General features: G+C 55.5%; 19 protein-coding genes. 14 read left to right on the plus strand and 5 right to left on the minus strand.

What is annotated here, in order from left to right:
* Positions 1 to 10: 10 nt before the first annotated feature.
* The 3 genes from hutX to ACMHXI_RS06550 all read left to right on the plus strand — a co-directional run bounded on the left by hutX (position 11) and on the right by ACMHXI_RS06550 (position 2954).
* Entirely contained in the window at positions 11 to 559 is a 549-nt protein-coding gene (gene hutX / locus ACMHXI_RS06540; protein ID WP_371873327.1) for a heme utilization cystosolic carrier protein HutX, read from the plus strand.
* Entirely contained in the window at positions 556 to 1089 is a 534-nt protein-coding gene (gene hutZ, locus ACMHXI_RS06545) for a heme utilization protein HutZ (protein WP_096141003.1), read from the plus strand. The genes hutX and hutZ overlap by 4 nt, the downstream gene beginning before the upstream one ends.
* A 62-nt stretch (positions 1090 to 1151) precedes the next feature.
* Positions 1152 to 2954: an ABC transporter transmembrane domain-containing protein gene (locus ACMHXI_RS06550; RefSeq protein ID WP_413734438.1), complete on the plus strand. Its 1803-nt coding sequence runs from the start codon at positions 1152 to 1154 to the stop codon at positions 2952 to 2954.
* A gap of 2 nt (positions 2955 to 2956) precedes the next feature.
* Here ACMHXI_RS06550 and ACMHXI_RS06555 read toward each other — a convergent pair whose 3' ends face one another.
* From ACMHXI_RS06555 to ACMHXI_RS06565, 3 genes are read right to left on the minus strand one after another with little or no spacing between them, the layout of a single operon-like run.
* Complete coding sequence (locus ACMHXI_RS06555; RefSeq protein ID WP_129979169.1) at positions 2957 to 3706, minus strand: PepSY-associated TM helix domain-containing protein; 750 nt, start codon at positions 3704 to 3706, stop codon at positions 2957 to 2959.
* Positions 3703 to 4260 carry an FMN-binding protein gene (locus ACMHXI_RS06560; protein ID WP_261753014.1) on the minus strand — a complete coding sequence of 186 codons (558 nt, stop codon included), beginning with the start codon at positions 4258 to 4260 and terminating at the stop codon, positions 3703 to 3705. The genes ACMHXI_RS06555 and ACMHXI_RS06560 overlap by 4 nt, the downstream gene beginning before the upstream one ends.
* 42 nt (positions 4261 to 4302) lie before the next feature.
* Positions 4303 to 5502: a porin gene (locus ACMHXI_RS06565; RefSeq protein ID WP_208150009.1), complete on the minus strand. Its 1200-nt coding sequence runs from the start codon at positions 5500 to 5502 to the stop codon at positions 4303 to 4305.
* 401 nt (positions 5503 to 5903) lie between these two features.
* Here ACMHXI_RS06565 and ACMHXI_RS06570 point away from each other — a divergent pair, with 401 nt between their 5' ends.
* A complete protein-coding gene (locus ACMHXI_RS06570) occupies positions 5904 to 6632 on the plus strand; it encodes a DUF3581 domain-containing protein (RefSeq protein WP_123116914.1) in 729 nt (242 codons plus the stop codon).
* A 2-nt stretch (positions 6633 to 6634) separates the two neighbouring features.
* On the opposite strand, the gene ACMHXI_RS06575 is transcribed toward ACMHXI_RS06570, so the two are convergent.
* The gene (locus ACMHXI_RS06575; protein WP_107353069.1) at positions 6635 to 8614 is read right to left on the minus strand and encodes a GGDEF domain-containing protein; all 1980 of its coding nucleotides are present in this window, start codon (positions 8612 to 8614) and stop codon (positions 6635 to 6637) included.
* Positions 8615 to 8984: 370 nt separating this feature from the next.
* Positions 8985 to 10583, minus strand: a complete 1599-nt coding sequence (locus ACMHXI_RS06580; RefSeq protein WP_208123760.1) for a TerC family protein — start codon at positions 10581 to 10583, stop codon at positions 8985 to 8987.
* Between the two features lie 247 nt (positions 10584 to 10830).
* Between ACMHXI_RS06580 and ACMHXI_RS06585 the strand changes: the two genes are divergently transcribed.
* The 10 genes from ACMHXI_RS06585 (at position 10831) to ACMHXI_RS06630 (ending at position 26359) form a co-directional block, all read left to right on the plus strand.
* Positions 10831 to 13842 carry an ImpA family metalloprotease gene (locus tag ACMHXI_RS06585; RefSeq protein WP_413734449.1) on the plus strand — a complete coding sequence of 1004 codons (3012 nt, stop codon included), beginning with the start codon at positions 10831 to 10833 and terminating at the stop codon, positions 13840 to 13842.
* Between the two features lie 195 nt (positions 13843 to 14037).
* On the plus strand, positions 14038 to 14652 hold the full coding sequence (locus ACMHXI_RS06590) for a CDP-alcohol phosphatidyltransferase family protein (protein WP_071238429.1): 615 nt from the start codon (positions 14038 to 14040) through the stop codon (positions 14650 to 14652).
* 25 nt (positions 14653 to 14677) lie between these two features.
* Positions 14678 to 16447, plus strand: a complete 1770-nt coding sequence (locus tag ACMHXI_RS06595) for a bifunctional alpha/beta hydrolase/class I SAM-dependent methyltransferase (protein ID WP_335899881.1) — start codon at positions 14678 to 14680, stop codon at positions 16445 to 16447.
* Positions 16447 to 17832, plus strand: coding sequence for a phosphatase PAP2/dual specificity phosphatase family protein (locus ACMHXI_RS06600; protein WP_115389781.1), 1386 nt, complete (start codon positions 16447 to 16449; stop codon positions 17830 to 17832). The genes ACMHXI_RS06595 and ACMHXI_RS06600 overlap by 1 nt, the downstream gene beginning before the upstream one ends.
* Entirely contained in the window at positions 17825 to 18253 is a 429-nt protein-coding gene (locus tag ACMHXI_RS06605) for a hypothetical protein (protein ID WP_221052316.1), read from the plus strand. The genes ACMHXI_RS06600 and ACMHXI_RS06605 overlap by 8 nt, the downstream gene beginning before the upstream one ends.
* Positions 18254 to 18272: 19 nt before the next feature.
* Complete coding sequence (locus ACMHXI_RS06610) at positions 18273 to 18911, plus strand: lysophospholipid acyltransferase family protein (RefSeq protein WP_025889733.1); 639 nt, start codon at positions 18273 to 18275, stop codon at positions 18909 to 18911.
* Entirely contained in the window at positions 18908 to 19831 is a 924-nt protein-coding gene (locus ACMHXI_RS06615) for a phosphatidate cytidylyltransferase (RefSeq protein ID WP_304714899.1), read from the plus strand. The genes ACMHXI_RS06610 and ACMHXI_RS06615 overlap by 4 nt, the downstream gene beginning before the upstream one ends.
* A 99-nt stretch (positions 19832 to 19930) precedes the next feature.
* The gene (locus tag ACMHXI_RS06620) at positions 19931 to 20788 is read left to right on the plus strand and encodes a pirin family protein (protein ID WP_028779480.1); all 858 of its coding nucleotides are present in this window, start codon (positions 19931 to 19933) and stop codon (positions 20786 to 20788) included.
* 352 nt (positions 20789 to 21140) lie between these two features.
* Positions 21141 to 23501 carry a TonB-dependent receptor plug domain-containing protein gene (locus ACMHXI_RS06625; protein ID WP_413734444.1) on the plus strand — a complete coding sequence of 787 codons (2361 nt, stop codon included), beginning with the start codon at positions 21141 to 21143 and terminating at the stop codon, positions 23499 to 23501.
* Between the two features lie 68 nt (positions 23502 to 23569).
* Entirely contained in the window at positions 23570 to 26359 is a 2790-nt protein-coding gene (locus ACMHXI_RS06630; RefSeq protein ID WP_208140861.1) for a M16 family metallopeptidase, read from the plus strand.
* The last annotated feature ends 125 nt before the right edge of the window (positions 26360 to 26484 follow it).

Genomic DNA, 26484 nt, shown 5'->3' on the forward strand with positions numbered 1-26484 from the left:
GGAGCAACAGATGCAGATAAGCGATACAACAAGGGCGGCCGCTGGCCGCCTGCAGATAGCTGCCGCCATGCTGGAACACCCCGAGTGGTTGCCAGCCGATGCCGCCGCCAATCTGGGGATTTCTGAGCTTGAGGTGGTGCAGGCATTACCGGCCGAGCAGCAGCAATTCTTGCCGCCGGAATGGCTGGAAGCCCTGCTGCAGGCACTGCCTGAGTGGGGCAAATTGACCACCATAGTCACAGTTGCCGGGCAGATATTTGAATTCAAAGGTGATTTCCCCAAGGGAAAGACGGCTCATGGCTACTTTAACCTCTACAGCAAGGGAGATGGCCTGCATGGCCATCTGAAATTGGAGAATTTCAGTGCCATCGCCTTGATCAGTCGTCCATTTCGGGGCACTGAAAGCCATTCGATTAACTTCTTTGGCCCTGATGGCGCCATCGTTTTTAAGGTCTATCTGGGCCGGGATCAACAACGCAAGCTGCTGCCGCCACAGTTGGCACTGTTTGCCGACTGGCGTCACCGTGGTGAAGTGGCTGCCAAAAAGGGGGAAATATGACCAGTGAAAACCAACGCCTGCAGGAAAAACTGCTGCCGGAAATCGAAGATTTCAAACAGGGGCGTACCACCTTGCAGTTGGCGACCCAGGATGCCAACGGGATCCCCAACGCCAGTTATGCGCCGTTCGCGCTGGCCGATGATGGCTTCTATATTCTGGTAAGCGATCTGGCGCGTCACGGTATTAACCTCAAACAGTCACCGCGGGTATCTGTGATGCTGGTGGAAGACGAAGCCGAGGCGCGCAGTGTGTTTGCCCGCCGCCGCCTGACCTTTGATGCCGCCGCCGAACTGATAGCAAGAGACAGCCAGGGCTTTGCCAAAGGGGTACAGGTGCTGTCCGGACGCTTCGGTGAGATGATAGATAACCTGGCGACATTGACCGATTTTAACCTGTTTAAGCTGGTGCCCGAGCGCGGTCTCTATGTCAAAGGCTTTGGCCAGGCGTTCAGTCTCAGTGGTACCGAGTTGTTGGATGTCAACTGGATGCGTGATGGCCACCATGGAACGCCCAAGGCCGTGCCTGCCTGAGCTGGACTCATCGGCGCTTTGGCGCCACAATCCTGATTAATAGTCACTGTCTGGATTTTCGCTTGTCTGCTCCTCAAATCGCTTCGGCTCGGATCCTGCCCTGGATCCTGAGCTTTCTTAAACCTTATCGTCTACGGGTCGCCCTGGCGCTGCTGTTTCTGCTGCTGGGGTCTCTGGCCTGGCTGGCCCTGGGGCAAGGGGTTCGCTTGATAGTGGATGAGGGCTTTATGGCCGACAACTCGGGCCGCCTCAACGAAATTGTGTTGTTTATTCTGGGGATTACGCTGGTCAGTGCCGTGGCCGTGTTCTGCCGCTTTTATCTGATGACCTGGCTCGGTGAGAAAGTCAGCAACGATATTCGCCGCTTGGTGTATCACAGGTTACTGGAACAAAGCCCGGTGTTTTTCGCCCGCTTGCGCACCGGGGAAATCATCTCCCGTTTTACCGCCGACAGCACTCTGTTGCAGACAGTTATCGGTTCTAGCCTGTCGATGGCACTGCGATCTTCAGTGACCACTATAGGTGGCTTGGTGATGATGGCTTTTACCAGCATCAAGCTCACGGCCTTGGTGCTGCTGGCCGTACCGCTGGTGTTGGTGCCTGTAGGTTTGCTCGGGCGGCGGGTACGCAAGCTTGCGCGCACCAGTCAGGACAGTGTCGCCGATCTCGGTGCCTATGTGGATGAAACCTTGCATGAGATCCACACGGTACAATCCTATGGTCACGAGGCTCGCGATCGCGACAATTTTGACGGCTACCTGGCGGCGGTGATGCGTGCTGCCAGTGGCCGCATCCGCTATCGCTCGGCGTTGATCTCCTCTGTCATGTTGCTGACTATCGGTGCCATAGTGGCTGTGACCTGGGTGGGGGCCAGAGACGTAATGGCCGGTGTAGTCAGCGCCGGTGAGCTGTCGGCATTCATGTTTTACGCCATGATGGTGGCCGGCGCCGTGGCCACCATAAGCGAAGTGATAGGGGATATTCAGCGGGCTGCCGGTGCCAGTGAACGCTTGATGGAGCTGGCCGAGTCCAAGGCAAATATTGCCGAGCCGGCCAAGCCGCTGGCGCTGCCCAGTCCGCTCAAGGGAGAACTCAGGATAGAGCAGCTGAGTTTTGCCTATGATGAGGGCGCAGCAGTGCTTGAGGATCTCAATATCCATATTCAACCCGGTGAACGGGTGGCTCTGGTTGGGCCCAGCGGCGCCGGCAAGAGTACGTTGTTTCAGCTGCTGCAGCGTTTCTATCAGCCGAGTTTCGGCCGCATTCTGCTCGACGGCGTCGATATCGCTTCTGTATCATTGGCGAGCCTGAGGGCACAGTTTGCCCTGGTGCCCCAGGAGTCGGTGATCTTCGCCACCAGTGTGCTGGAAAATGTGCGTTATGGCCGCCCGGAGGCCAGCCTGGAAGAGGTGGTTGCCGCCTGTAAGGGCGCCAGAGCTCATGAATTTATCAGTGAGTTTGCCCAGGGGTATGATACCTATTTAGGTGAGCGTGGCGTGCGCCTTTCCGGAGGTCAAAAGCAGCGAATTGCCATTGCCCGCGCCATCTTGGCCCGCAGGCCTTTACTGCTGCTCGATGAAGCCACCAGTGCCCTGGATGCGGTCAGTGAAGTCAAGGTCAAGCAGGCTTTGGATGAGTTGATGGCGGGACGAACCACGCTCATCATAGCCCACAGGTTGGCGACAGTGCTCAATGCCGACCGTATTCTGGTGCTGGAGCGGGGGCGATTATTGGCCAGTGGCAGCCACAGCGAGTTGATGCAAACCAGCCCGCTGTACCGTGAGTTTGCCAGTCTGCAGTTGCTCGCGCCCGATAGTCTGGCCGGGAGCTCACACGAGCCCGGGCAGGCATCATCGCTGGCTTGATCTTAGCGCTTCTGTTTTAAATATATAATCAGTCCAGTCACGGCCAGCAATAATAAGGCGATCGCCGCCAGATCCATCAGATAACTGCCGGCAGCGCCGAAGATTCGGCCGCTGTGCAGATCCTGAAGAACCCTGTGCCAGGACAGGCGACTGGCGCGAATATCTCCGATCAACTGCTGCGTTTGTATCTTTGCCCCTTCGAGTGGTTTTATCCAGGGGAGGGCGACCAGGCTGGTGGCCGCTTGCCAGTCCAACAGTTCGCTGTCGCTGCGATACTGGCCCCGGGGTGTTTTCAGCCAGACACTGCCGGGCTCGACCGCCATGGCGTTTATCTGCGGCGGCAAACCTGTCAGCTCGGTTTGGGTTTCCAGCACAGCAAAATCCTGGCTCAAAATCGTCAAACTGTTTCGGGTCAGCAGCAGCCACTTGTCTTCAAAGGGGGCCATGGCCAGTATTTCATCTGTTTGCTCGGCTAGCGGCGTGCCGGCTATCCAGGCCTGCCCCTGACTGCTGCCCACCAGCGGCTGGGCTTGCCATACTTTGACATCTTCCGGGGCGCCAATGCCGTAATAGTCTTGCAACCATTGCCAGTGCACGCCTTGGGATAGACTCAGCTCACGGCTGTGATTCAAGGCCAGGCCGGTCAGTGTCAGCAGCAACACAAGCACACTGCTGATGATGCCAATACGTCTGTGCCAGGGGCGCAGGGTGCGCAAGAGACGGACTCGAAAGTCCGGATGTTTACGTGTCATCTGGGCTCGCTGTGTTGTTGCAGACCGTGTTGCAGGCTGAGTTGCCGGTCAAGATAGAGGGCGATGCGGGCCAGTTTGGTCAGGGCTCTGACGGAAAGTGTCGCTCCGGTAATACCATCTATATGTTTGTCCAGCTGTTTATCTTTTGTGAGTGTCGCCGATTTAAATTGGTCGGTAAAGAAGTCGTGCCTGACCTCATCGCCGCGGCTCTCGCGGTAGATAAGCACCTTGGTGCGATAAATCTGCCCATGGCGCACCTGAATGCCAACCGTGATTGGCGCTTCTTTGCCAATTTCCTCCAGGATCCAGACTGTGTCGTCTCCCTGCTGCCAATAGCGGGTACGCAGCGGCCGAAAATCGTGGGCCAGTATCTCTTCTATGACCTGGCGTTGCTCGGCGTTGAACCAAAAGACTTTGGCTTTTGCTTGACTTTTACTTTGGTCTCCCAAGGCCTGGGTGACAAAGTCCGCCGGGCTTTGATAAACGCTTTGCGCCGCCTGGGTTTGAGTGAGTGGCAGCAAAAACAGTGAGAGTAGTGCAATAAGGGTCTTCATAAGTGCCTCAATGAGGGCGCCCCAGAGGGCACCCAAAGATCATCAGAACTGATAACCTACACCCAGATTGAAACCATCTGAGTCAGACTTTCCGCCACGTTTTTCGTAGTCGGCCTTGAACACCACATTCTCGTGCAACCAGTAGTTGATACCCACATTGGTTTGAGTTTCTTTGGTGTCTTGATTGTCACCGGCATTGTTGTCCCATTCGTTGTAGCGGGCGAAGATGCCGAACTGCTCGTTAAAGCGGTAGGACGGCTCTATATACCAGCCATTTTGTTTGTCGCGGCCCAGGGCTTCGGCTTCAAATCCATCTATGTCCCACTCGGCATAGAGGGCTCTGATGCTGAAGTTTTCTATGTGGTAGATGGCGTGCGCCGACCACATCAGAGCCGAGGCTGTGTCTACAGTGGCTTCGCCTTGAGTCAGATCCGATTGGTACTGCACCGTGGCGGCCAGCTCCAGACCGGGAACGGCTGTGTATTTCACCCGGCCGGTATAGGCCAGATCGTCAGCCTTGGCCTCGGAAACCTTTTGGCGACCGCTTCTTGGCTTATAGGCATTTTTTCCTGTGGTAGGTACATTCAGGCCCGAGGTCACGGCCGCATCGAAGGCCAGTCCGGGAGCCGCCTGGATATTCATTGCCAGACCCGCTTCCCACCAGGTAGCCGGGAGTATGTCTTTCTCAACCGGGTTGCGCTCGACACCATAAAATGCCGGTGGCTCGTGGGTTTCATTGATGATGCCAACCGGCATCAGGAACAGACCCGCCTTGGCAGTCAGGGCTTGGTTGAAGTCGTGCTCTATGTAGGCCTGCTCCAGCTCGACTTCGCCATTTTGGCCATCGCCTGAGATGGAGTGTTCCACTTCCAGCTCGGAGAAGAAACGGGTGTTTTCGGTAAACTCATGGCCGAAGAAGAGCACGAAACGGTGGAAGTCGAACTCTTTCTTATCCTCGCCCAGCTTGTTGTCTATGTTGTTGTAGTGCAGCTCACCATAGCCGCCGATAGTGGTGGCGGTTTTTTGCGGCGTGGCATCTACCACCTCGGCGGTCTGTTCAACCCGCTCGGCAGTTTGTTGCTGACGCTTTTCGGTTTCTGCCAGACGGCGCTCCAGATCCTTGAGGACCTTTTGCTGCTGTTCGATGATTTTGCGCAGCTCCTGAGTCTCGTCCGAGGCGAATGCCTGCGGGCCGCACAGGGCTGTCAGTAGCGCACTGGCAATGAGAGTTTTCTTGATCATCTTGCTTCCCGTTGTGATGTTACTGTTGTTGAAATCGGGCGAATTCTAGCAATTGATTTAATAAATGCAAACGATTTGCATTTATTAATGTGATAAAAATTAACAAATGTCAGTATCTGTAAACTTACTTGTTATTGTTAATGTTTTGTCTGAAAACGGATGCTTACAATGTAAGTTTTTGATCTTTTTATTAAAGTATTAAGACTATGTTTTAGTCGCAAGGGGAGAGCCTGACGCCATTCCCGGATAAACCCGCTGAAGTGCGATTGCTGAATTTTTGAACTTTCAACCTTGGCCGGAGACCTGGGCCAACAGATCGGGTGAGTTATTTGTCAAAAGGCGGTTAAACTGATCGGCCTTTTTATTCCGGTTAGCCTTGGCTTTGTGAGTGTTCAAACAAGATGTTTCTAGTTGATTATTTTAAAAGAGAAAATAACCAAATAACCATAGGCCGCAAACAGGCCAGTGATTTTGCCAAGGGTGTAGCAGGGGATTTCAATCCCATCCATGATGAGGATGCCAAACGTTTTTGTGTTCCCGGCGATCTCCTTTTTGCCCTGGTGTTGAACGATTATGGCCTCAGCCGCCGGATGCAGTTCAAGTTTGAAGGCATGGTAGGAGACGGCGTATGTCTGCATTTTCCCAGTGACCAGGGGGCCGAGCTGGCGATAGAAGATGAGCGCGGCAAACGCTACCTGAATGTCCATCGCGATGGTGAAATGCGCCACTGCGAACGGCAGTTGGAGTCCTTTATCCGTAGTTATGTGGCTTTTTCCGGCCTCAACTTTATCCATGTTTTGGTGCCTTTGATGCGTGAGCATCAGGTAACCATCAATCCGGCGCGGCCATTGGTTATCTATGAAAGTATGGGCTTTGAGCTGGACACCCTGGAGTTTGAGCAGGTTAAACTGGAACTGGTTAACAGCAGTCTCAAAGTCGATGGCAAGCGCGGTGATGTGACGCTGGATTTCGCGCTTATCAGCGATGACAAGCAGGTGGGGACCGGGCGCAAGACCTTGGTACTCAGCGGCTTGCGCCCCTTCGATGAGGCGGCTGTCGAGGCTATGGTCAGCGAGTATCAGGCGCGCCGCGATGGCAGCTGGAATAGCGGCTCACAGACAAACGCCTGAATTCAAACTGCGGCGGCTTCTGAGCCCGGCGCCAGCCTGCTTTCGACCCGGTTACGCCCCAGCTGCTTAGCCTGATACAGGAGTTTATCCGCAGTATCAGTGAGTTGGCTGAAGCTCTGGCTGCCGTCGGCGTCCAAAGCTACCCCCTGACTGACGGTGAGCCTAAGCGGCTCACCACTTTCCAGGGTGAATATGTGTTCGGCCACACTCTGCCTCAGGGTTTCGGCGACAGCCACAGCGTCATTCAAGCCGGTATTGGGCAGCAATAACATAAACTCTTCACCGCCAACCCGAGCCAGCAGATCATCTTCCCGCAGCGAGGTTTTCATGACCTTGGCCAGTTCGGTCAACACTCTGTCGCCGTTATTGTGACCATGGGTGTCATTGACCTTTTTAAAATGGTCAATGTCGAGAGTAATCAGTGCCAACGGGCCATGGCTGCTCTGGGCCTTGGTCGGCAGTAACACTTCTTTCAGCCGGTCAAGCCACATGCGCCACTTGGGCTGCGCTTCCAGGTTTTGCTCCTCTGTGGCTTGATGGTACAGCAACCAGCCAGCCAGATAGCGACGGTTATAGAGGCCAGTGAGGCTGTCAGTCTTGGCCAGCAGGCCCCACTTCAAGCGTGAGCGATTGAGCCAGAGAATAACAGCGGTGGCCAGCAACAGCAGCAACAGGATTATGCTGCTGATGATATTGAGCTGATTCAGGGTAGTGCGGTTGGTTTCCAGCTCCAGCTTTTGCAGTACGTTGTTCCAGTTGAGATCCTGGTTCTCAAACTCGAGGCGCTCTAAGTTAAACAGCAACTGTTGGCGATCCAGGTTACTGACCAACTCTTTGGAGCTGTATGCGGCGAAGCGCTGCTGATACTGCTCCAGCACCTCGTAGGCGCGCTTGAAATTGCCTAACCCGGCAAAGCCTTCGGCGCTGACCTTTAACAGCTCTATCTGAGAGCGCAACAAGGTTTTTTCCTTGGCAAAGCCGATAAGCAGAGGGTCGACATAGACAGCCATCTCGGCATACTGATGCTTATTGAGCAAGTCCTGGGCCTTGAGCAGTTGAAAGCGACTGGTGTAGAGGGTTGAAGTCTCGCGATACTGCAGGTTGTCGGCCAGTTGCAGGTGCCTGGACATGGATGACACATCTTCCAGCTCCCGGTACTTCAGCGCCAATTCCACATTGATGCGAAAGCGATACAGGCCGTAACCCAGCACTCTGGCCAGCTCCAGCGCCGCTTGATATCTGTCAACGGCGACTTCAGCCTTGCCTTGACGTTCAGCCAACTGCGCCAGATCCAATTGCACCAGCATCTGGTTGTAGGACATCCTTCTGTCCTTGAAGAAATTAAACGCCTTCTTGAGCAGTTTTTCAGAGCGCTCAAAGCCGTTGAGGCGCACCAGGAGGTGGCCCATACCAAAGGAGATCCGTTCAAGCAACTCCTTGTCCTGGCTCTGATCGGCAGCGTCCAATGACAGCATCAGGCTGGCGTAGGATGCATCCAGTTTACCTTGCTGCTCAAATGCTTTGCTCTTCAGTAGCAGGGCTTCGGCCTGAACCGCCTTATCGGCAGAGTTCTGGTTGCGATCTATTATTTTTTGCAGTTCGCTGATGGCCTGTTTGACCTTGCCGGTTTGCAGCATTACCTGTACCAGTCTCAGCTCCAGCAGGGTATGTTCGCTGGTTCCGGCATCCGCCAGCTTAAGGCCCTCTTTGGCGGCTTGCTCGGCGGCGGGGACCTCATGCAGCAGCAGAGACACTGTCGCCTTGGTCAGATAAAAACGGGTCACTAAGGGCTTGGGCAGGTCCTTGAGCTGATCGCCTTCCATCTCGTACAGCTGCGCCTGTGCCCGTTGCGGCAGGGAATAGAGTTGGCTTTCGGCCCCTTTAAGCAAGCGGGAGAATTGCTCTGCATTGGCCGCCAACAAGGTCGGGCTCGCCAGAACCATAAAGATTGCGATCAAGGGGGGGCAGAAGCGTTTCTTCATACTCTTAGTGCTCTTTGAACCGAAAATGTCTGATAAAAGTCATATTTTGGAGAGATTATCGCGTTCGCTGCCGGGGTTTGTCTAATTATTCGCTACTAACTACCCGGATTTGGGAATTGTCTGATAGAGGTGGAGTGGTCAAAAAAGCTACATCATGGCCGAGCCTGAAGCTAACCCTGGTTGAAATCCAAGGTGAGGAGTTCATTGTGAGTTGCCTTGAAAGTGCTTCGAAAAAGAAGTGAGTAAAGAAAGACGTTAATCAAGAGAAAGAAGCTGAAACTTCAGTAGGATGATGGTTGAAATGAAATCCGGGTAAAGCAAAAGCTGCGCCGATAGCCAAGCAATGCTGGCTGCTATCGGCGCTTGTTGATCAGTTTTCTGCCAGCGTTTGATAGGGGCCGTCGCTGGCTGGGCTGTTGTCAGTTTGCTGATCAAGACGGCTTATTTTGACTTCGGCTATCTGATGCTGATTCATCGCCGTTACCTCAAAGCGCCAGGGCATCAGAGTCAGTACGCTACCTGCTTCCGGGATCCGGCCAAAGCGTGCCAGCAGCATGCCCGCCAGGGTGACGTACTCGTGATTATGGCTCTCGAGTTCGTCGCAGCCCAGTAGCTTCTCCAACTGATGCAGATTTATGCTGCCGCGAGCGCACCAACCATCGCCATTGATGCGGATCTCTTCGACCTCGTCTTCCTGGGGCAGTTCGCCGACTATGGCTTCGAGAATGTCGTGGCCGGTGACCAGTCCCAATAGGGCACCGAATTCGTCTGTCACCAGTGCCATGTCGGCCTTGGCGCGTTTCAGCTCTTCCAACAAACGGAATACGCTAATGCTTTTCGGCACTATTACCGGCTTGTGGCCGGGGCGCAGACTCTGCAGCGGCTGTTGTTGTTCTATGGCTGCCAGCAACTCCTTGGCACTGACCAGTGCCACGACCTTGTCTATGTCGCCGTCACACAGGGGATACTGGCTGAAACTGTCGCCATGCAATTGCTGTTTTATCTGCTCGGGGCTGTGGCTGAGGTTAATCCAGCTTATTTCGGCCCGCGGCGTCATAATGCTCTTGATGCTGCGCTCGGCCAGAGTCAGCACCTCGCCGACCATGTTGCGTTCATCTTCGGCAAAGCACTTGCTCAAGGCGCGCTCAGTTTCGGGCACCTCTTCATCTTCTTCAATTTCCTCAAACTGTTTCTTGCCGCCCATCAGCTTGAAGATGGCGTTGGCCGTCCTGTCCCTCAAGGGTTTACGGGCCTCACGTTGTTCGAACCTGCGTTGCCCCAACTGGTTGAAGAACTCGATCATGATGGAGAAACCTATGGCGGCATATAGATAACCTTTGGGAATATGGAAACCAAAGCCTTCGGCTACCAGGCTGAAACCTATCATCAGCAGGAAACTGAGACAGAGCACCACCACGGTTGGGTGCGCGTTGACAAAGCGGGTCAGCGGTTTGGAGGCCAGTAACATCACTGTCATGGCCACCACTACTGCTGTCATCATCACCCAGAGTTCATCCACCATGCCGACCGCGGTAATAATGGAGTCGATGGAGAATACCGCATCCAGCACCAGTATTTGGGTAACAACTATGCCAAAACTTGCGTAGGCGACTTTCTGGCCAATTTCCGGCTCTTTGGACTCCAGCCGTTCATGCAGTTCACTGGTGGCCTTGAACAGCAGGAACAGACCACCGGATATCAGGATCAGATCCCGTCCGGAAAAACTGAAATTGGCAAGGCTGAACAGAGGTTGGTTGAGGGTGACCAGCCAGGACACCACGGCCAACAGGCCAAGGCGCATCAACAGGGCCAGCGACAGGCCTATGACCCGGGCTTTGTCTCTTTGATGTTGAGGGAGTTTTTTGACCAGAATGGCAATAAATACCAGGTTGTCTATGCCGAGAACTATCTCGAGGATGATAAGAGTAAAGAGTCCGATCCATATGTGTGGGTCGAGCAAAAGTTCCATAGTGGTGAACCAAGGGCCTCAAAGTGGGTTTAACTTGGGCCTATTGCAGCATAACTTGGGCGGAATGCTGAATTAATTATGGTTAATCCTTTGCTGGCGCAGCAGTGCTTGAACGAGTGTCAAAAAACTGCCTTGGAGTCATAAAATTTACGTATTGTGTATTATTTAAAAACTTGATTATAAAGGTTTTATCTTTCCATATCAGACTTTAGAATTAACCCAAAATAACAAATGGGAAACATCTGTGATGGCAAGAAAAAAGCCCCTGTTGCTGCACTCGATATTACTGGGTAGTTTACTGCTTGGCGCTTGCGGCGGTGGTGATGATGAAAGTGGTGCCGGGTCAAGCGACGATAATCTGCAGCCGCCTGCCGGCGTCAACCAAGCGCCTAAGGGTGACGATATTCAGCTGGCTTATGACAGCTCGCTGCAGAGTATTGCGGTCAACTGGCAAGGTTATGTGTCAGATCCCGATGGCGATCCCTTGCAGGCCATCATTGCCGAGCAGGGCAAGCTGGGGCAGTTCAGTCTCGATGGTGATATGCTGAGCTACAAAGCAGATAAAGATGCCAAGGGCAGCGATCAAGGGCTATTGCAGGTTAGTGATGGCCGTGGTGGCAGCGTCAGCCTCAAGTTGGCAGTTTTTGGCGTGGACGGTCAAAGCCCTCTGGAGCGGGCGCTGGCAAGCGGTGATGCAAGGGGGCTGGACCCGGATACTCTGCTTGAGGCGATTGCTGCGCAGATAACGCAGCTGCGCTCGAATGAGCAAGCCCTGCGGCAAAGGGTATTTGCCGATACGGCGCTGGCCTATGCACCAGGCAACCGAACTCAATTGTTCAATATCATCGAGCCGGAAATGGCCATACCTCTGCTGCGTGCCAACACGGGTCAGGTATTGGCCGTCGCCGGCGAGCAGCATACCGGGCGCTTTGCGGCCTTTGGTACCCATCTGTTTGCCCGTTTCCATGCCGGTGAACTCACCGCCATGGAGCCAGCCAATGACAATCTGCTGGCTTGGTTGCTGAACAGAGCGCAAGCGGCAGAACTGCAGCAACCATTGACCGTGTCCTTGAGCTTTCTTGGTGGCCAGGAGAGTGCCAGTCGCAGTTGGTTGCAAGGGCGGTTTCCCAATTGGACCATCAAGAGTTGTAATCAGGTTGCTACTTTGGAAGCCTGTATCACCGATGCCCAGTTGTTAATCAGTGGCTGGCGCGCGGCCGATACCGATGCCGGGCAGATAGCCGGCGTCTATTCCCGGGCGCTGGCATCGGGCAAGGCACTCTATTATCAGCACAACTGGTATGAAGCGACCAATGCTGTGGCCGACGCCATTGCCGGAACCATGGGGGTCAGTTTGCCCTATGGCGGTAACTTTTGGGCCAACGCCGCTGCCGATTGGTCCTCGGCCACGGCCATGGCGGCCGCTTTCCCGCTGCTTGGCGGTGAGCAGCGCCTGACACAGCACCTTATTGATGATGACTTCAACTTTGACTGGTCCGGCTGTGAAACCTATGTGGGTAAAGTGAGCTGTGACAAGGTCAACGGCTTTGAGTCTGAGTTCCTTGCCGGTGCCAGAGCGCTTAAAAACTCACTCAATCAACTGGATAGTCGTGGTCAGGTGTTGTTCGGCAACGAGGGGCGCAGGCTGCTGAAACTCTTTGTGTTGCTTGGCGATCTTTACCGTGCCGACATAGCATATCCCATGGATAAGGACACCACGCCGCAAGGGCGTTTTCTGGCGGCCTACCTGGCCGACCATTTGGCGCTGTATTTGAGGGGGAATAATCCAGCGCAGCCGGATTTGGGCAATTTCAGCGATCCTTTGCCGCAAACGCTGACTCTTGAGAACGTCAGCCTGGAAATGGCACTGGGCAAAGAGAGTGGTTATCGCGGCAGCGGTTTTTACTTGTTGCCCGGCCAGAGTGTGCGTCTCGAGCGTAAAGACACACTGCCGCTGACGGTCAAGGCCTTTATCAATACCCAGAGAACCGGCTCAACCCGGGAATTCAATAACCAGGGATACCAGCGCCCCAAATTTTTGCGCTCGGTCGAGTTGACCCTGAAACCCGGGCAACCTCTGACCCTGAGCAGCCCTTATGGTGGGACTTTGATGCTGCAACTGCCGGCCGGTGAGGGCGTGGTGAGTGTTGAAGCACAAAATGTACTGGCCTATCCCTACCTCAAGGATTTCCACCAAGCGAGTGGCTATTTTACGGCGCTTGAAACCAGCCCGCTGAGCTGGGCCGGGCTGCGCACCGACTTTGTCGAAATTAACTCCCGCAAGCATATGATGAAACAGTTCATTTATGCCGAGCCTTACCGCGGCGATGTGGAGCAGGCCCTGAATGATGTTTGGCGCTATATGATCAAGGGGACCTATGATCTGGCCGGCTTCAGTGGCGAAGGACTGGCGCTGGCTCCCAGCGTGGCCGCCCGCTGCGCCCTGCTGGGGTGGGATTGCCAAAATGAACAGATCCATGCCAAACCCAAGGTGCAGCACATCAATGTCGATGAGGCGGCACACTGCGGTGGCGGCTGCTCGGGTAACCCCTATGATCAAGCCTGGGTATTGAGCCCCTTCGGCTGGGGCGAGAGTCACGAGATAGGTCACAATCTGCAGCGTAACCGGCTGAAAATCTATGGTGGCCGCTCCGGTGAAGTCTCCAATAATATTTTCCCTCTGTACAAGGGCTGGCAACGCTTTAAAGATAGTGGTGAGCGGATCGCCAGCTGCGATCGCCAGTCGCCTCAAACCACTTTCGAGTGGCTGAAACAGGCGCAAAGCAGCAGCGATCCTGTGACCTCTGTCTACGACAAGCTCTGGAGTCAGACCGGCACCTATGACAACGCCGGGCCCAGACTGGATTTCTATCTGCAGCTGGCGGCATTGGCCGAAGAGCATGCAGGTTTGGACAACGGCTGGCAGATTTTCACCTTGCTCTATCTGCATGAGCGTCTGTTCAGCCATGCGATTGCCGACGCTGCTCGCTGGGGCGAGATGAGGGATGCATTGGGCATGAGCAGTTATATCGATGCCCCGAACCTGGATGGCAACGACTTCATGCTGCTCAGCCTGTCGAAGTTGCTGCAACTGGATATGCGTCCCTGGTTCGATCTCTGGGGTGTGCGCTATCAGGCCCAGGCCGCCAACCAGGTAGCTGCCTATGGTTACCCGGCCGCTGAAGCAGTGTTCTATCGTCTTTCGAGCCAATGTGCTGAGCTGGCGGTGCCCAAGCTCACTCTGGATGCCAACTGGTAACTGAGAGGAAAGGGCGCTTCGGCGCTCTTTCCCCATTGCCGACAGCACTGTAATTGAGGCGTGATTCAGCCGCGGCTTTTTCCCTCAAGCACTTTGAAGCACACTAAAAATCAGGCATAGTGCACTCTGGTCATTTGCTCGATACTCAAGGATGACTGTGAGAACTTTCCTTTCTCGATTAGGATGTTGTAGCCAATGAGTTTGTCTGTTTATCAGTTGAAATCCCGCTTTCAGGGCCTACTGAGGCCACTGGTTACCCGTCTGTATCGGCGCGGCGTCAGCGCCAATCAAGTCACGGTATTGGCGGCGCTGGGTTCTATACTGCTGGGAACCCTGTTGCTTATCTGGCCTCATCCTTGGCTCTTTGCCCTCATCCCGATTTGGATGCTGAAAAGAATGGCGCTCAATGCCATAGATGGCATGTTGGCCCGCGAGTTTGGGCAGCAATCCCGTCTCGGCGCCTATCTCAATGAGCTCGCCGATATTGTTTCGGATGCGATACTCTATCTGCCTTTTGCCTTGCTAGGTGGTGTGGAACCTGCACTGGTGATCGCCCTGACCTTACTGGCCATAGCCAGTGAATATGCCGGGGTGCTAGGCCTGATGGTGGGGGCAGAGCGCCGCTATGATGGCCCCATGGGCAAGAGCGATCGCGCGTTTGTCTTCGGTATTCTGGGGCTGGCCGTCGCCTTGGGTTGGTTGACGCCATTCTGGCTCAATTTGATCCTGTCATTGGTTCTCCTGTTACTCTGCCTGACCATATTCAACCGGGTAAAATCCGGTTTGAAGCAGGGCGAGAGCGCAAGTTAAGTTGTTTATCAAAGGAATGAAATATATGGATAATGCCGCAAGGGTACCCGAGGAACACTTTTTTACTACCCATGATGGATTCCAGCTGTTTTATCGTTTCTGGCCGGCGCTGGAAACCAATGAACAAGAGGATCCCGGGGCCGTGTTGCTGTTTCACCGTGGCCATGAACACGGTGGCCGAATGGCGCACCTGGTGGATGAACTGGCGCTGCCTGAGCAGGCTTTTTTCGCCTGGGATGCCCGTGGTCATGGGCAATCACCGGGCGCCAGAGGCGACAGTCCCTCCTTCGGTACCAGTGTCCGCGACATTCAGACCTTTGTGGAACACATAGAGGGCAAACATGGTTTCAGCCAAGAGCAGCTGTGTGTGGTGGCCCAAAGTGTCGGCGCCGTGCTGGCCAGCACCTGGGTGCATGACTATGCGCCTTCTATTCGTGCGCTGGTGCTGGCGTCGCCGGCCTTCAGCGTCAAACTCTATGTGCCTTTTGCTATCCCTGGGCTAAAGCTGCTGAGGAGCCTCAAGGGCAACTTTTTCGTCAACAGCTATGTTAAGGCCAAGCTGTTGACCCATGACCCAGCCAGACAATACAGCTTTGAGACAGATCCACTGATCGCCAGACCGATCTCGGTCAATGTGTTGTTGGGACTTTATGATGCCGCTGAAAGGGTGGTGGCCAATGCCCAGGCGATTACTGTACCGACTCAGGTACTGATCTCGGGCGCCGACTATGTGGTTCGGCGCAAGCCGCAGCAGCAGTTTTTTGAGCGTTTGGGTTCCCAGCGTAAAGAATTGCACCTGCTGCCCGGTTTTTACCATGACACCCTGGGAGAGCTGGACCGGGCCGACCCGATAGCCAGGATCAGACGCTTCCTGCGGGCCAATATCGCCTCGCCGCAGGCGGAAGTGAATTTGTTGCAGCAAGATAAATTTGGCCCGAGCTGCGCCGAGAGCGAATCGCTCGCCGCCCCTCTGCCCGAGGCTTCCTGGCAGGCCAAATACTGGCAAGCCACCCGCGCAGTGATGAAGCTGGGGGAGAAATACTCAGAGGGCATTGCCCTGGGTTTCGAGCGCGGCTTCGATTCGGGCAGTACCTTGGACTATGTCTATCGCAACACACCCTCCGGCAAGGGGGAGTTTGGCCGCTTTGTCGACAAACAATATCTCAATGCCATTGGCTGGCGCGGCATACGCCAGCGTAAACGCCATATCGAAGAGTTGCTGGCGCAGGCGCTGTCGACGCTGAGAAAGGAAGAAAAGCCGCTGCATTTGATGGATGTGGCCGCCGGACATGGCCGCTATCTGCTGGAGAGCCTGGCAAATAGCGATATCAAGCCCGATTCTGTGCTGCTGCGTGATTACAGTGATATCAATATCCGCGACGGCCGCGCCCTCATTGATGAGCTTGGCCTCAGTGACATAGTACGCTTTGAAAAGGGCGATGCCTTCGACTTTGATTCGCTGGCGGCGGTCGAGCCCAAGCCTACCCTGGCGATTGTCTCCGGCCTCTACGAGCTGTTTGGTGACAATGAGATGGTGTCCCGCTCCCTGGCGGGTATTGCCGCGGCGCTGGCGCCCGGAGGCCTGCTTATCTACACGGGTCAGCCCTGGCATCCGCAGCTGGAATTCATCGGCCGGGCCCTGACCAGCCACAGAGACGGTCAGCCTTGGGTGATGCGTCGCCGCAGTCAGCAGGAGATGGATCAACTGACCAAAGCCAACGGTTTTCACAAGTTGACTCAAAGAGTGGATGAGTGGGGCATATTTACCGTGTCCATGGCGCGTAAGGCCGACTGATGCCTGAGCTGCCCGCCCGTCGACGCGAGGTCGGCACCATTCGCCGTGGCCTGCTTTGGCTGGCCTTGTTGGCGCCGTTTTTCTTTGCCAGCTATGGTTTTGCCAATTGGTATGCCTCGCAGCAAAGTGAGGTTCCCAGTCTGGTGTTTTCCTGGGAGCATGCCATTCCGCTCTGGCCCTGGACCATAGTGCCTTACTGGTCGATAGATCTTCTCTACGGCCTGGCGTTTCTGCTCCCCCTCAGCCGCAAAGGGATAGACAGACTGGGGCTCAGGCTGCTGAGCGTACAGCTTCTGTGTATCGGCTGTTTTCTCATCTGGCCACTTAAATTCAGTTTTGAGCGCCCGCCGCTCGACGGCGTTTTTGGTGGTTTGTTCGATCTCCTGATGGGGTTTGATAAGCCTTTCAATCAGGCGCCCTCTTTGCACATCGCCCTCTTGGTGGTGCTCTGGAGTGAATACAGTCAGCGGGCCAAGGGCGCCTGGCGTTATCTGCTCCACGGCTGGTTTGCCTTGATTGGCCTGTCTGTGCTGACGACCTGGCAACATCATTTTATCGACCTGCCCACAGGGCTGGCGGCCGGTCTGTTCTGCCTCTGGCTGTGGCCACGAAATTCGTTCAGCCGCTTGAGTTTGGCGAGAGAACCCCGCAGGCTCAAGCTGGCAGCGGCTTATGGCGTGGGCGCCGTCTTGCTGCTGCTCGCGGCCATGCTCTGGCCCATGAGTCTGCTTGGCATGCTGCTGTTTTGGCTGGCCTTGGCACTGGCCATGGTGGCGCTCAATTATCTCCTGTTTGCCGCCGCGGGTTTTCAAAAGAGTGAGCTGGGCCATCCCAGCTTCGCCAGTCGCTGGCTGTTGTTACCTTATCGTTTGTTTGCCTGGCTCAATATCCGTTTCTGGACCGGTGGCCAGGTGGCGGCGCAAGAGGTGCTGCCCGGGGTTTGGCTCGGGCGCATGCCCACCATGAGTGAAGCGCAGCAATATGATGCCATATTGGATCTCTGCGCCGAGTTGCCCTTTCCCTATTCGGGCAAGGCCTTGCTGACACCCGCTCGGGGGATGACCGAAGGCAAGCTCAAATGGTATCAGCCCATGCCCATGCTGGATTTATGCTTGCCGGATGAACAGGACTGCCTGGAAGCGGTCAGGCGGCTCGAGTGTTTGCGCACCTCAGGTACTCTACTGGTATGTTGCGCCTTGGGTTATGGCCGTAGCGCCTTGGTATTGGCAGCCTGGTTGCTGCTGAGCGGTCGGGCCGGCAGTGCCCTGGATGCCGCAAAGATGATTGCCGCCGTTAGGCCCAAGGTGGTTTTCAAGCCAGAGACTCTGGCTTACCTGGAGCGGCTCAAGTCAGGTTTTTGCCCGCCAGAGGTGCAACATGCCTGAGTCGCAGCAGCGGGATCTGGCAAAATTGGTGGCCACTTTATTGGGCAATGCCGCGCCGCTGCGCTGGTTCAGTGCGGTTTTGATGTTGGCACCTTTGCTGCTTATCTGGGGCGGCAAGCTTCAGGGATGGCCGGAACTGCTCAGTGCCCTGTTGATGGTGCTTTTCGGACTGGCCGGACAGTATTTTGGCCTCAGAGTGGCGCTGGATGCCAAGCTGTTTGCCGCCCTGGCAGGGGAGCATTCCTGCGAACGTCTGGATCACAGCATGCAGCAGCTCGGCTGGCTTAAAGAAGAACAGGCCGGTCGCAGTATGCTGCAGCGCGCCCAAGGGGCGCAGGCGCTGCTAAAGCGTCTGTTCCTTTGCTTTGCCGGGCAGGCCGCGGCGCTGGTGTTGTTACTCGTCTGGCGCTTTTTCCTGTAAGAGGAGTTTACCCTTATCTATGGATACCCTAATCGGCTGGCTCGCGGGATTGACTGCCTTTGGGATCACCTCGGCGGCCAGGTTGGTCACCGGTGCCCGCGCCCTGTGGCTTGGTTGCCGCGCCAATCACAATCAGCGGCTCTACTTTGCCAATCACAGCAGTCACGGTGACTTTGTGTTGCTGTGGGCATCACTGCCTGCCTTGCTGAGACGCAAGACACGTCCGGTTGCCGGCGCCGAGTATTGGCAAAAGACGGCGCTGAGGCGCTTTATTATTCAGCGGGTATTCAATGCCGTGCTTATTCCAAGAGAGAGCCATGGTGAGGGCAATCCCCTGGCGCCGGTGGAAAAGGCGCTGGCAGAGGGTGACTCGCTGATCTTCTTCCCGGAAGGGACCCGTAATCTGAGCGAGGCGCCATTGTTGCCGTTCAAGAGTGGAATCTATCATCTGGCGCACTCGCGCCCGGATCTGGAACTGATCCCCGTGTGGATTGCCAACCTCAATCGCGCCATGCCCAAGGGGCGTTATCTGCCGTTGCCGCTGCTCTGCACTTTGAGTTTCGGCACGCCTATCAAGCTGCAGCCGCAGGAAACCAAGGTGGCCTTTCTCGAGCGTTTGCGTTTGGCACTATTGGCGATGTCACGGGAGGAAGTATGAACCAGACTCTGTGGTTGTTTGCCGGCATAGGCCTACTGCTGGTGGTAGCGACCCTGATAGGTCGTTTGCTGGCCTGGCGTAAGGGCAATAACGCCGTTATTGCCAATCTCAATGCCAGAATCGATGCTTGGTGGATGATGGTGTTGGCCATAGGCATAGCTTTCCTGTTCGGGCTCTATGGGGTGATATTGCTGTTTGCCCTGGTATCTTTCTATGCGCTCAGGGAGTTTTTAACCCTGACACCGACCCGGGCCAGCGATTATCCTGCCCTGGTCGCCGCCTTCTATTTTGCCTTGCCGGTGCAGTATCTGCTTATTGCCATCCATTGGTACGGCATGTTCAGTATCTTTATTCCCGTGTATCTGTTCCTGCTGATGCCGATTCTGGCAGCACTTGGCGGCGATACTACACGTTACCTTGAGCGTACCGCCAAGGTGCAGTGGGGGCTGATGATAGCCGTTTATTGTGTCTCGTCGGTGCCGGCGCTGATGACCTTGAAGATAGAGGGCTATGAAGGGCGTAACTTGCTGCTGATCGCCTGGCTTATTTTGGTGGTGCAACTCTCCGACGTGCTGCAGTATTGCTGTGGCAAGCTGTTTGGCAGACGCAAGGTGGCACCCAAGCTGTCGCCCTCCAAGACCCTGGAAGGCCTGGTAGGTGGGGTATTGCTGGCGACGCTGGTGGGTACCTCGCTGTTCTGGATCACCCCATTCACCCCCTGGCAGGCGGCAATCATAGCTTTACTGGTGAACCTGCTCGGCTTTGCCGGGGGACTGGTGATGTCGGCCATCAAGCGTGACCGCGGCGTCAAGGATTGGGGCCATATGATAGAGGGCCACGGCGGCATGCTGGATCGCATGGATTCTGTCTGTTTTGCCGCGCCGGTTTTCTTCCATGTGGTGCGCTATTGGTGGGTGTGACCTTTCTATAAAGTCGAAGACTCATAGCGGATAAATGCGCTTTTTGTTGTTATTTGTCGGCAGTAAGCTGGGGTTATTCCAAAGTGAAGGAGCCCAATGATGAAAATATTGCAAATACTGCCGGCGCAACCCACCTCTGACGGCGATGGGGTCAATATCAGCCGGGTCGCCGATTTTCAGGCTCTGGCGTTGGATCCCTATCTGATGCTGGATGAGATCCGCTCCGACGATGAACGCGATTATCTCGGCGGTTTTCCGCCGCATCCCCACCGCGGTATGGAAACTTTTACTTATATCCGCAAGGGCGGCTTTGAGCACAGGGATCAACTGGGCAATGTCCGCGCCATCCGCGAAGGCAAGGTGCAGTGGATGAGTACCGGCCGCGGTGTGGTCCACTCCGAAATGCCGCTGGCCGATGCCAAAGAGGGGCTGCATGGCTTTCAGATCTGGCTCAATATGCCGGCCAAGGACAAGATGCGGCCGCCCAGGTATCAGGATAGCGCTGCCGATGAACACCAACAGCTTGAAACTGACGGCGCCAGCCTGAGACTGCTGGCCGGTGACTGGCGTTTCGCCGGTATTGAAGCCAGTGCTCCCTTGACCGGGTTGGCCGGCGATGCGGCGATTGCCGATTTGACGCTGGCGCCTGATGCCCAAGCCGAGTTGGATCTCAGTCATCTGGGGCGACTGGCGCTCTATCTGCACAGTGGTGAATTGCAACTGCCGGATGGAAAGCAACTGGCCGCCGGTAATATGTTGCTGCTCGACAGTCGTTATCCTCTCGAGCTGCAAGCCGGTTTCAAGGGCGCGGGCCTGCTCATTCTGGCCGGTAACCCCATTGGTGAGGCCGTGGTGCAGATGGGGCCTTTTGTGATGAATACCCAGGCGGAGATCCTGCAGGCCATTCGTGACTACCAAAACGGTGATTTTGGTGAGATCCCATCCGGTTCCGTTTAACTGACATAGGCAACAGACGGTTGCTTTGCTGTGGCCGCCTCTTGCTTTTTTCCGCCTAAACAGCACATCAGTGCTGACACAAATGTAAATTTTTAAGATTTTTTCGTTAAAAAGTCATCTGGAATACGGTGCGGTTAACCTGTGATAGGTTTTGCCCAACCCCACCTTTGATTGATTTTAAAGGTTAGCCTGGGCCTGATTGTTTGCTCCTTTCTCAAAAAGTTACCAAAAGTTAAACTTGTGGCGCTTTTTACAAAACATTCTTATTACCTTGGCTGAATTTTGGCTATCTTGTCGGGAAATATTTTGCCTGTAACAATTATGAGAATCATTCTCATTGGTCAGGTTTTATATGCAATACCCCGCACCTTCTGCCGTGGCTTTGGCTGTGGCAGCCGTACTCTTTTGCGCCGCATCCGGCGCCGAAACGCTAAATAAACAAGCGCCCTCTTCGAATGAGTCGCCCGAAACCAGCGCGGTTGTGACAGTCAAAGACAGAGCCGATAACGGTTTGGATGGCAAAAGCACTCTGGATGAGCAGATGATCCGCCGTACCCCTTCGGCCGATGGCAACTTGAGCGACTTGGTCAAATCCAACCCTGCGGTGCGCCTGGAGGGTCTGGATGAAGGGTTTAGTGGCGGTGAAATCAAACCGTCGAAGATCTCCATCTATGGCGCCGAGTCTGAACAGACAGCGTTTCTTATTGATGGCATCAATATCAACAACGATCTGGATCCCAGCTCAGGCCTGTTTGACGGCAGTGTCGGGGTCTTGCCGGGGATGAGCTCAGAGCAGGCCTATTTTTTCGATGCCGCCATGCTGGCCGGGATCACCGTTTATGACAACAATGTGCCGGCCAGCCTGGGGGGCTTTACCGGCGGTGCCGTAGTGGCCGATACCCTAAGCTACAACGGCGTCAACGGCGGCCAGCTGCGTTACCGTACCAGCCGCAGCAGTTGGACCAGCCAGAAGGTCGATCCCAACATCAACGAGTTTTTGCAGCAGGCCAGGCCCGACGGGGGCAAGGCCATCTATCAGCCCGATTTTGTTAAACACAGTTATTCGGGGCAGTGGCAGCAGGGGATTAACGACGAGCTGGGCATGGTGCTGGCCTTTGGTCAACGCCGCTCCAGCATTCGCCAGAGCCGGATCATGGATGCAGAAGGTACGGTTGATTCTCAGGATCAGAGCCGCAGATCGGACAACCTGTTGTTGAATCTGGCCTGGACGCCGGATCCCCTGACCCGAATCGACTGGGACTGGCGTTATTCGGCCTACCGTGAAGGCCTGTTTATGGGCGAGAACATAGACAATGACTTTGAAGACAGCCACTCGGCACTGGGGTCGACCCTGAGTCTGGAGCGGGAGTTCAGCCTGGGAACTTTGTCCCTCAAGGCGGCCTACGACAGCTTTGAGGATGAGCGTCACTCCCAGAGTGATACCGTGCTGGTGATCAGTGATGCCGATACCGGGCTGGATTACCAGAAGGGGGGCTATGGGGACAGTCGTCTCAAGCAGCGAAATCTGCAACTGCTGGCCGATGTCAGCTTCAAACGCCTCTATTGGGGCGATGTCAGTCACAGCCTGGAAACCGGCTTGAGTTTCCAGCAGACCGACTATGATTTCTATCGCCCAAGGGAGGTCAATCAGGAGATCCGCTTGATAATGTCGGGCATGGAGATGCCGCTCGATGAACAAACCGTATTGGCCGGCAGCATAGACACCCGCCACCGCAACTCGGCGGCTTATCTGCAGGACACCATCAAATTCGGCGCCTGGCAATTCCGCCCCGGGTTGAGGCTTGAGCATGATGACTACCTGAATAATCTCAACCTGGCGCCGCGGCTGGCACTCAACTGGGATGTCGTCGAGGGCACCCGGGTGGATATCGGGCTTAACCGTTACTATGGCCGCTCTTTCGCTTCGATGAAGCTGGCGGATGAAATACTTAAACTCAGCCAGGATCACACCCGCAGATACGAAAGCATCAAGGATCTGAAAACCCCCTTCTCCGATGAATTGACCCTGGCGCTGCACCAGAATCTGGGCAATTTAAGCCTGAGTGGTCGCTATACCCTGAGGGACTATCGCGATCGGCTGGTGACCCATAGAAGTCAGGTAGGCAGCGTCAAGGTGGACGACTATCGCAATGGCGAAGACTACAAGGTTCATGTCTACACCCTGCAACTGAATAACATAGCGCCGCTGACCTTAGGTGCCAGTCAATGGGAGTGGTCGCTGGCGGCCGATTGGCTGGAGACAGATCGCAACGATCTGGATAAGGCGATGAACCCGGATGAGGCCGTGATGCTCGATGGCGCCATGATGAGCCGTCGCCAGATGGAGCAGAAGGTCAACTCATCCCAGGAAGAGTGGATGGTGCGTCTTGGGTTGGATATGGAGTTACCGGCCTGGAATATCACCTGGGGCAACAAGCTTTATGTAAAGGCGCCGGTACGGGGATATGAGTCGGTAAACAGCCAGGCGGCGCTGGAGATGTACCGCAGCTATGACTTCGGCAGTCACACCCAGTGGGATAGCCGTATTCGCTGGGAGCCGCAGGCGCTGGGCGGTGAGGTCTATCTGCAGCTGGATATCAACAATGTGCTCAACCAGGTACGCCAGTATAGCCTCAAGGCCAACCAGAACGGCGAATACGGCCTCTATACCCCAGGGCGTCAGTTCTGGCTGGAAGTGGGTTATCGCTTCTAAACCCTGAGTGGTAGTGATGGGCAGCTTCACCGGAAGCTGCTTTTTTGTTGAGTTCTGGAAATCCTGAGATGATTGTTAAAACACGATTCGGCCGCCTGATGATGGCGGCGATGGCTTGCCTGCTGGCGGCCTGTCAAACCAGCGAGATGCTGCCTCTGAACAGCGATCCTGACTTGGTTCAGGGGCGGTTGGACAATGGCTTTCGCTATTATCTGGCCCCCAACGATGCCCCGGCCAAACGCGTGTATCTGCGTTTGGTGGTCAACGCCGGTTCCATGCATGAAGATGACGACCAAAGGGGCGTGGCCCATATGGTCGAGCATATGGCCTTTAACGGCAGCAAGCACTTTAAGGGCAACAGCGTCATCAGCGCGCTGGAGGATGCCGGGCTGAAGTTTGGCATAGATGTCAATGCCTTCACTGACTTTGAAAATACCGTCTATCTGCTCAATCTGCCGGATAACCGGCCGCAGACTCTGGAGCTGGCGCTTAGAATTATTGCCGACTGGGCGGCAGAGGTGAGCATTGCCCGCGACGATCTCGATGCCGAGCGTGGCATAGTGTTGGAGGAGTGGCGGGCAAGGCTTGGGCCTATGTTGCGTTTGGGGGACAAAAAGTCTGCCATCGAAATGGCCGGTTCCCGTTATGCGACCCGCGATCCCATAGGCGATCCCGAAACCATACGCCAGGTATCCGGCAAGCGGGTGGCCGACTTTTATCGCCGCTGGTATCGGCCGGATAATATGGCGCTGGTGGCGAGTGGTGATCTAGATGTCGCCAAGTTCAAGGTCATGGTCGAGCAATATCTGGGAGCCATGCCTGCGGCCACAACACCACTGGAAACCGTGGACTTTGGCATACCGCTGCAAGACGGTCTGAGAGCCGCCAAGGTGCATGAAGTCGGCGCCGAAGAGCCGGCGCTGGAGCTGAGCTTTTTCTCGCCGCTTGAGCCGGATTATTCGCGGGCCGGTTATCGCCGCGAGCTGGCCGAGCAGATAGCCGGGCGCATGCTGAATCTGCGTCTGCAGCAGTGGGAGAAGCAACATCAAGACTGGCTGCTGTCGGGCGCTTTCTTCTCCTCGGCCATCGGCCGCGAGACTAGGCAGAGCATTTTCACCTTGCAGCTCAAGAAGGGTGAGTACCATAGCGCCGCCAGTGCACTGTTTGATCTTCTGGCCACCCTCAAGCAGCATGGTTTCAGCGATAAGGCCGTGGCTTCCCAGCTGAAACGCCAACTGAAATTGGAACAGCGCCGCGCCGACAAGGCGGTTTTCAGCATAGATATTGCCGGTGACCTGGTCACTACCGCTGCCAATCTCGACCCCTGGTTGAGCTATAAAGACAGAGCCCGGCTCAACCTGGAGCTGATTGGCTCGCTGACGACCGAGGATATCAATCAGGCGCTGGCGCGTTTAACGGCGCCAAGTTCCCGCTTATTGCTGCAGACTCTTGGGGCGGGGGAGATGTCGGTACTGACGAGTGCTGAAGCCAATGCATTGTGGCAGCAGAGCATGAGCATGCAGCACGGCGACTTTGAAGCCGGGCAACAGACCTCTGAGATGCCCGAGTTCAAGGCCGAGTCCGGCAGCAGTCGCTTTATCGGTGAAGCCGCCGAAGGCCGCCTGAAGGAGTATCGACTCAGCAACGGGTTGCGTCTGGTATTCAGCCAATCTGATCTCAACCCGGGTGAAGTGCACTTCAAGGCCTTGACTGTCGGGGGGATGGGCAGTCTGACGCCTTCGGAGGCGCAAAAGCTGCGTTTGGCGGTGAACCTGGCAGATGAGTTCGGCGCCGGCGAGGTGCCGCAGCAGGCGATCATCAACTATGACAGCGATTATCCTCTGGTGCTTTCCAGTTTGCTGGACGGCCAGACGCAAGGCTTTTCCGGCTGGGCCCACAGGGATGATCTGGCGGCGTTGTTGCAGCTGTTTCGCTTCAAGTTGCAGCAGGTACAGTTTGCATCGAATGCCTTGAAGCACTGGCGCGAAGAGTATCAGGCGACCCGGGCACAATATGCCAATGACCCTGGGGAGCAGTTTGCCCGCACCATAGATGCCAGGCGCTATCCCGGAGTGCCGACGGTTTACAACCCGGATCCCGAGTTGCTGACGACCCTGAGCGAGGATGAGCTGCTGGCCGATTATCGCCGTCACATGCTGGGTAATACCGACTTTATTCTGTTCTTTGTCGGCGATATCGACGAGGCGCGCCTCATTCACTTGGCCGAGCAGTATCTGGCCGGGATTGAGGTAAAAAGGGAGGCGCGCAAGCAATACCAAATTCGGCCGGCGACCCCAAAGGAGCGTCTGCAGATGCCTGTCTCCGGTGAGCCCAGAGCCGAAACAGAGGTCTATCTAACCTCCTATCCGCAGCCTTGGTCAGCAAAGCAAGCTTATCAGTTGTCGCTCATGGGGGAGCTTATTCAGGAGCAGCTGAGGCTCAAACTCAGGGAGGAGGCCAGCGGCGTTTATGGGGTAACCGCTTGGTTCTGGCAGGAGCCGGGGGAAGATTTCAGCTCGGGCCGTATCAGCTTCAGCAGCGATCCGGAGCGGGTCGATGAACTGATCCAGCAACTGCATCTGGTACTCAAGCGGATGACTGATGAGGGCGTATCGCCCCATTCGCTGGAAAATAAGCGCCGTCAGCGTCAGGACAGGCTGCAGCGGGAGCTTAAATCCAATCTCGGTTGGTTGGAGGCGGTCAGCCAAAGCTATATGACAGTGGGTGGGCCGCAGCAGATAGAACAAAACATTCGCTTCAATGAGGAGGTCACTGCCGCTGAGCTGAATAGCCTGCTTAAGCAGTTTATCCTGCAAAGCCAGGTCTTTGAGGCCGTGATGCTGCCGGCAAGCGAGTAAAACTCAGGCAAAAAAGCGCCCCCCCCGGGTGCAACGTAGTTCACTTAAGCGGAGCTGCCTTGTGATTAACAGGATATCGGGTCTTTGATATTTTTACCGCCCTAGGCCGATTTGGCTTAGGGCGT

Source organism: Shewanella sp. BJSY2023SW005, from assembly GCF_047314585.1.
GTDB classification, from domain to species: Bacteria; Pseudomonadota; Gammaproteobacteria; order Enterobacterales; family Shewanellaceae; genus Shewanella; species Shewanella algae.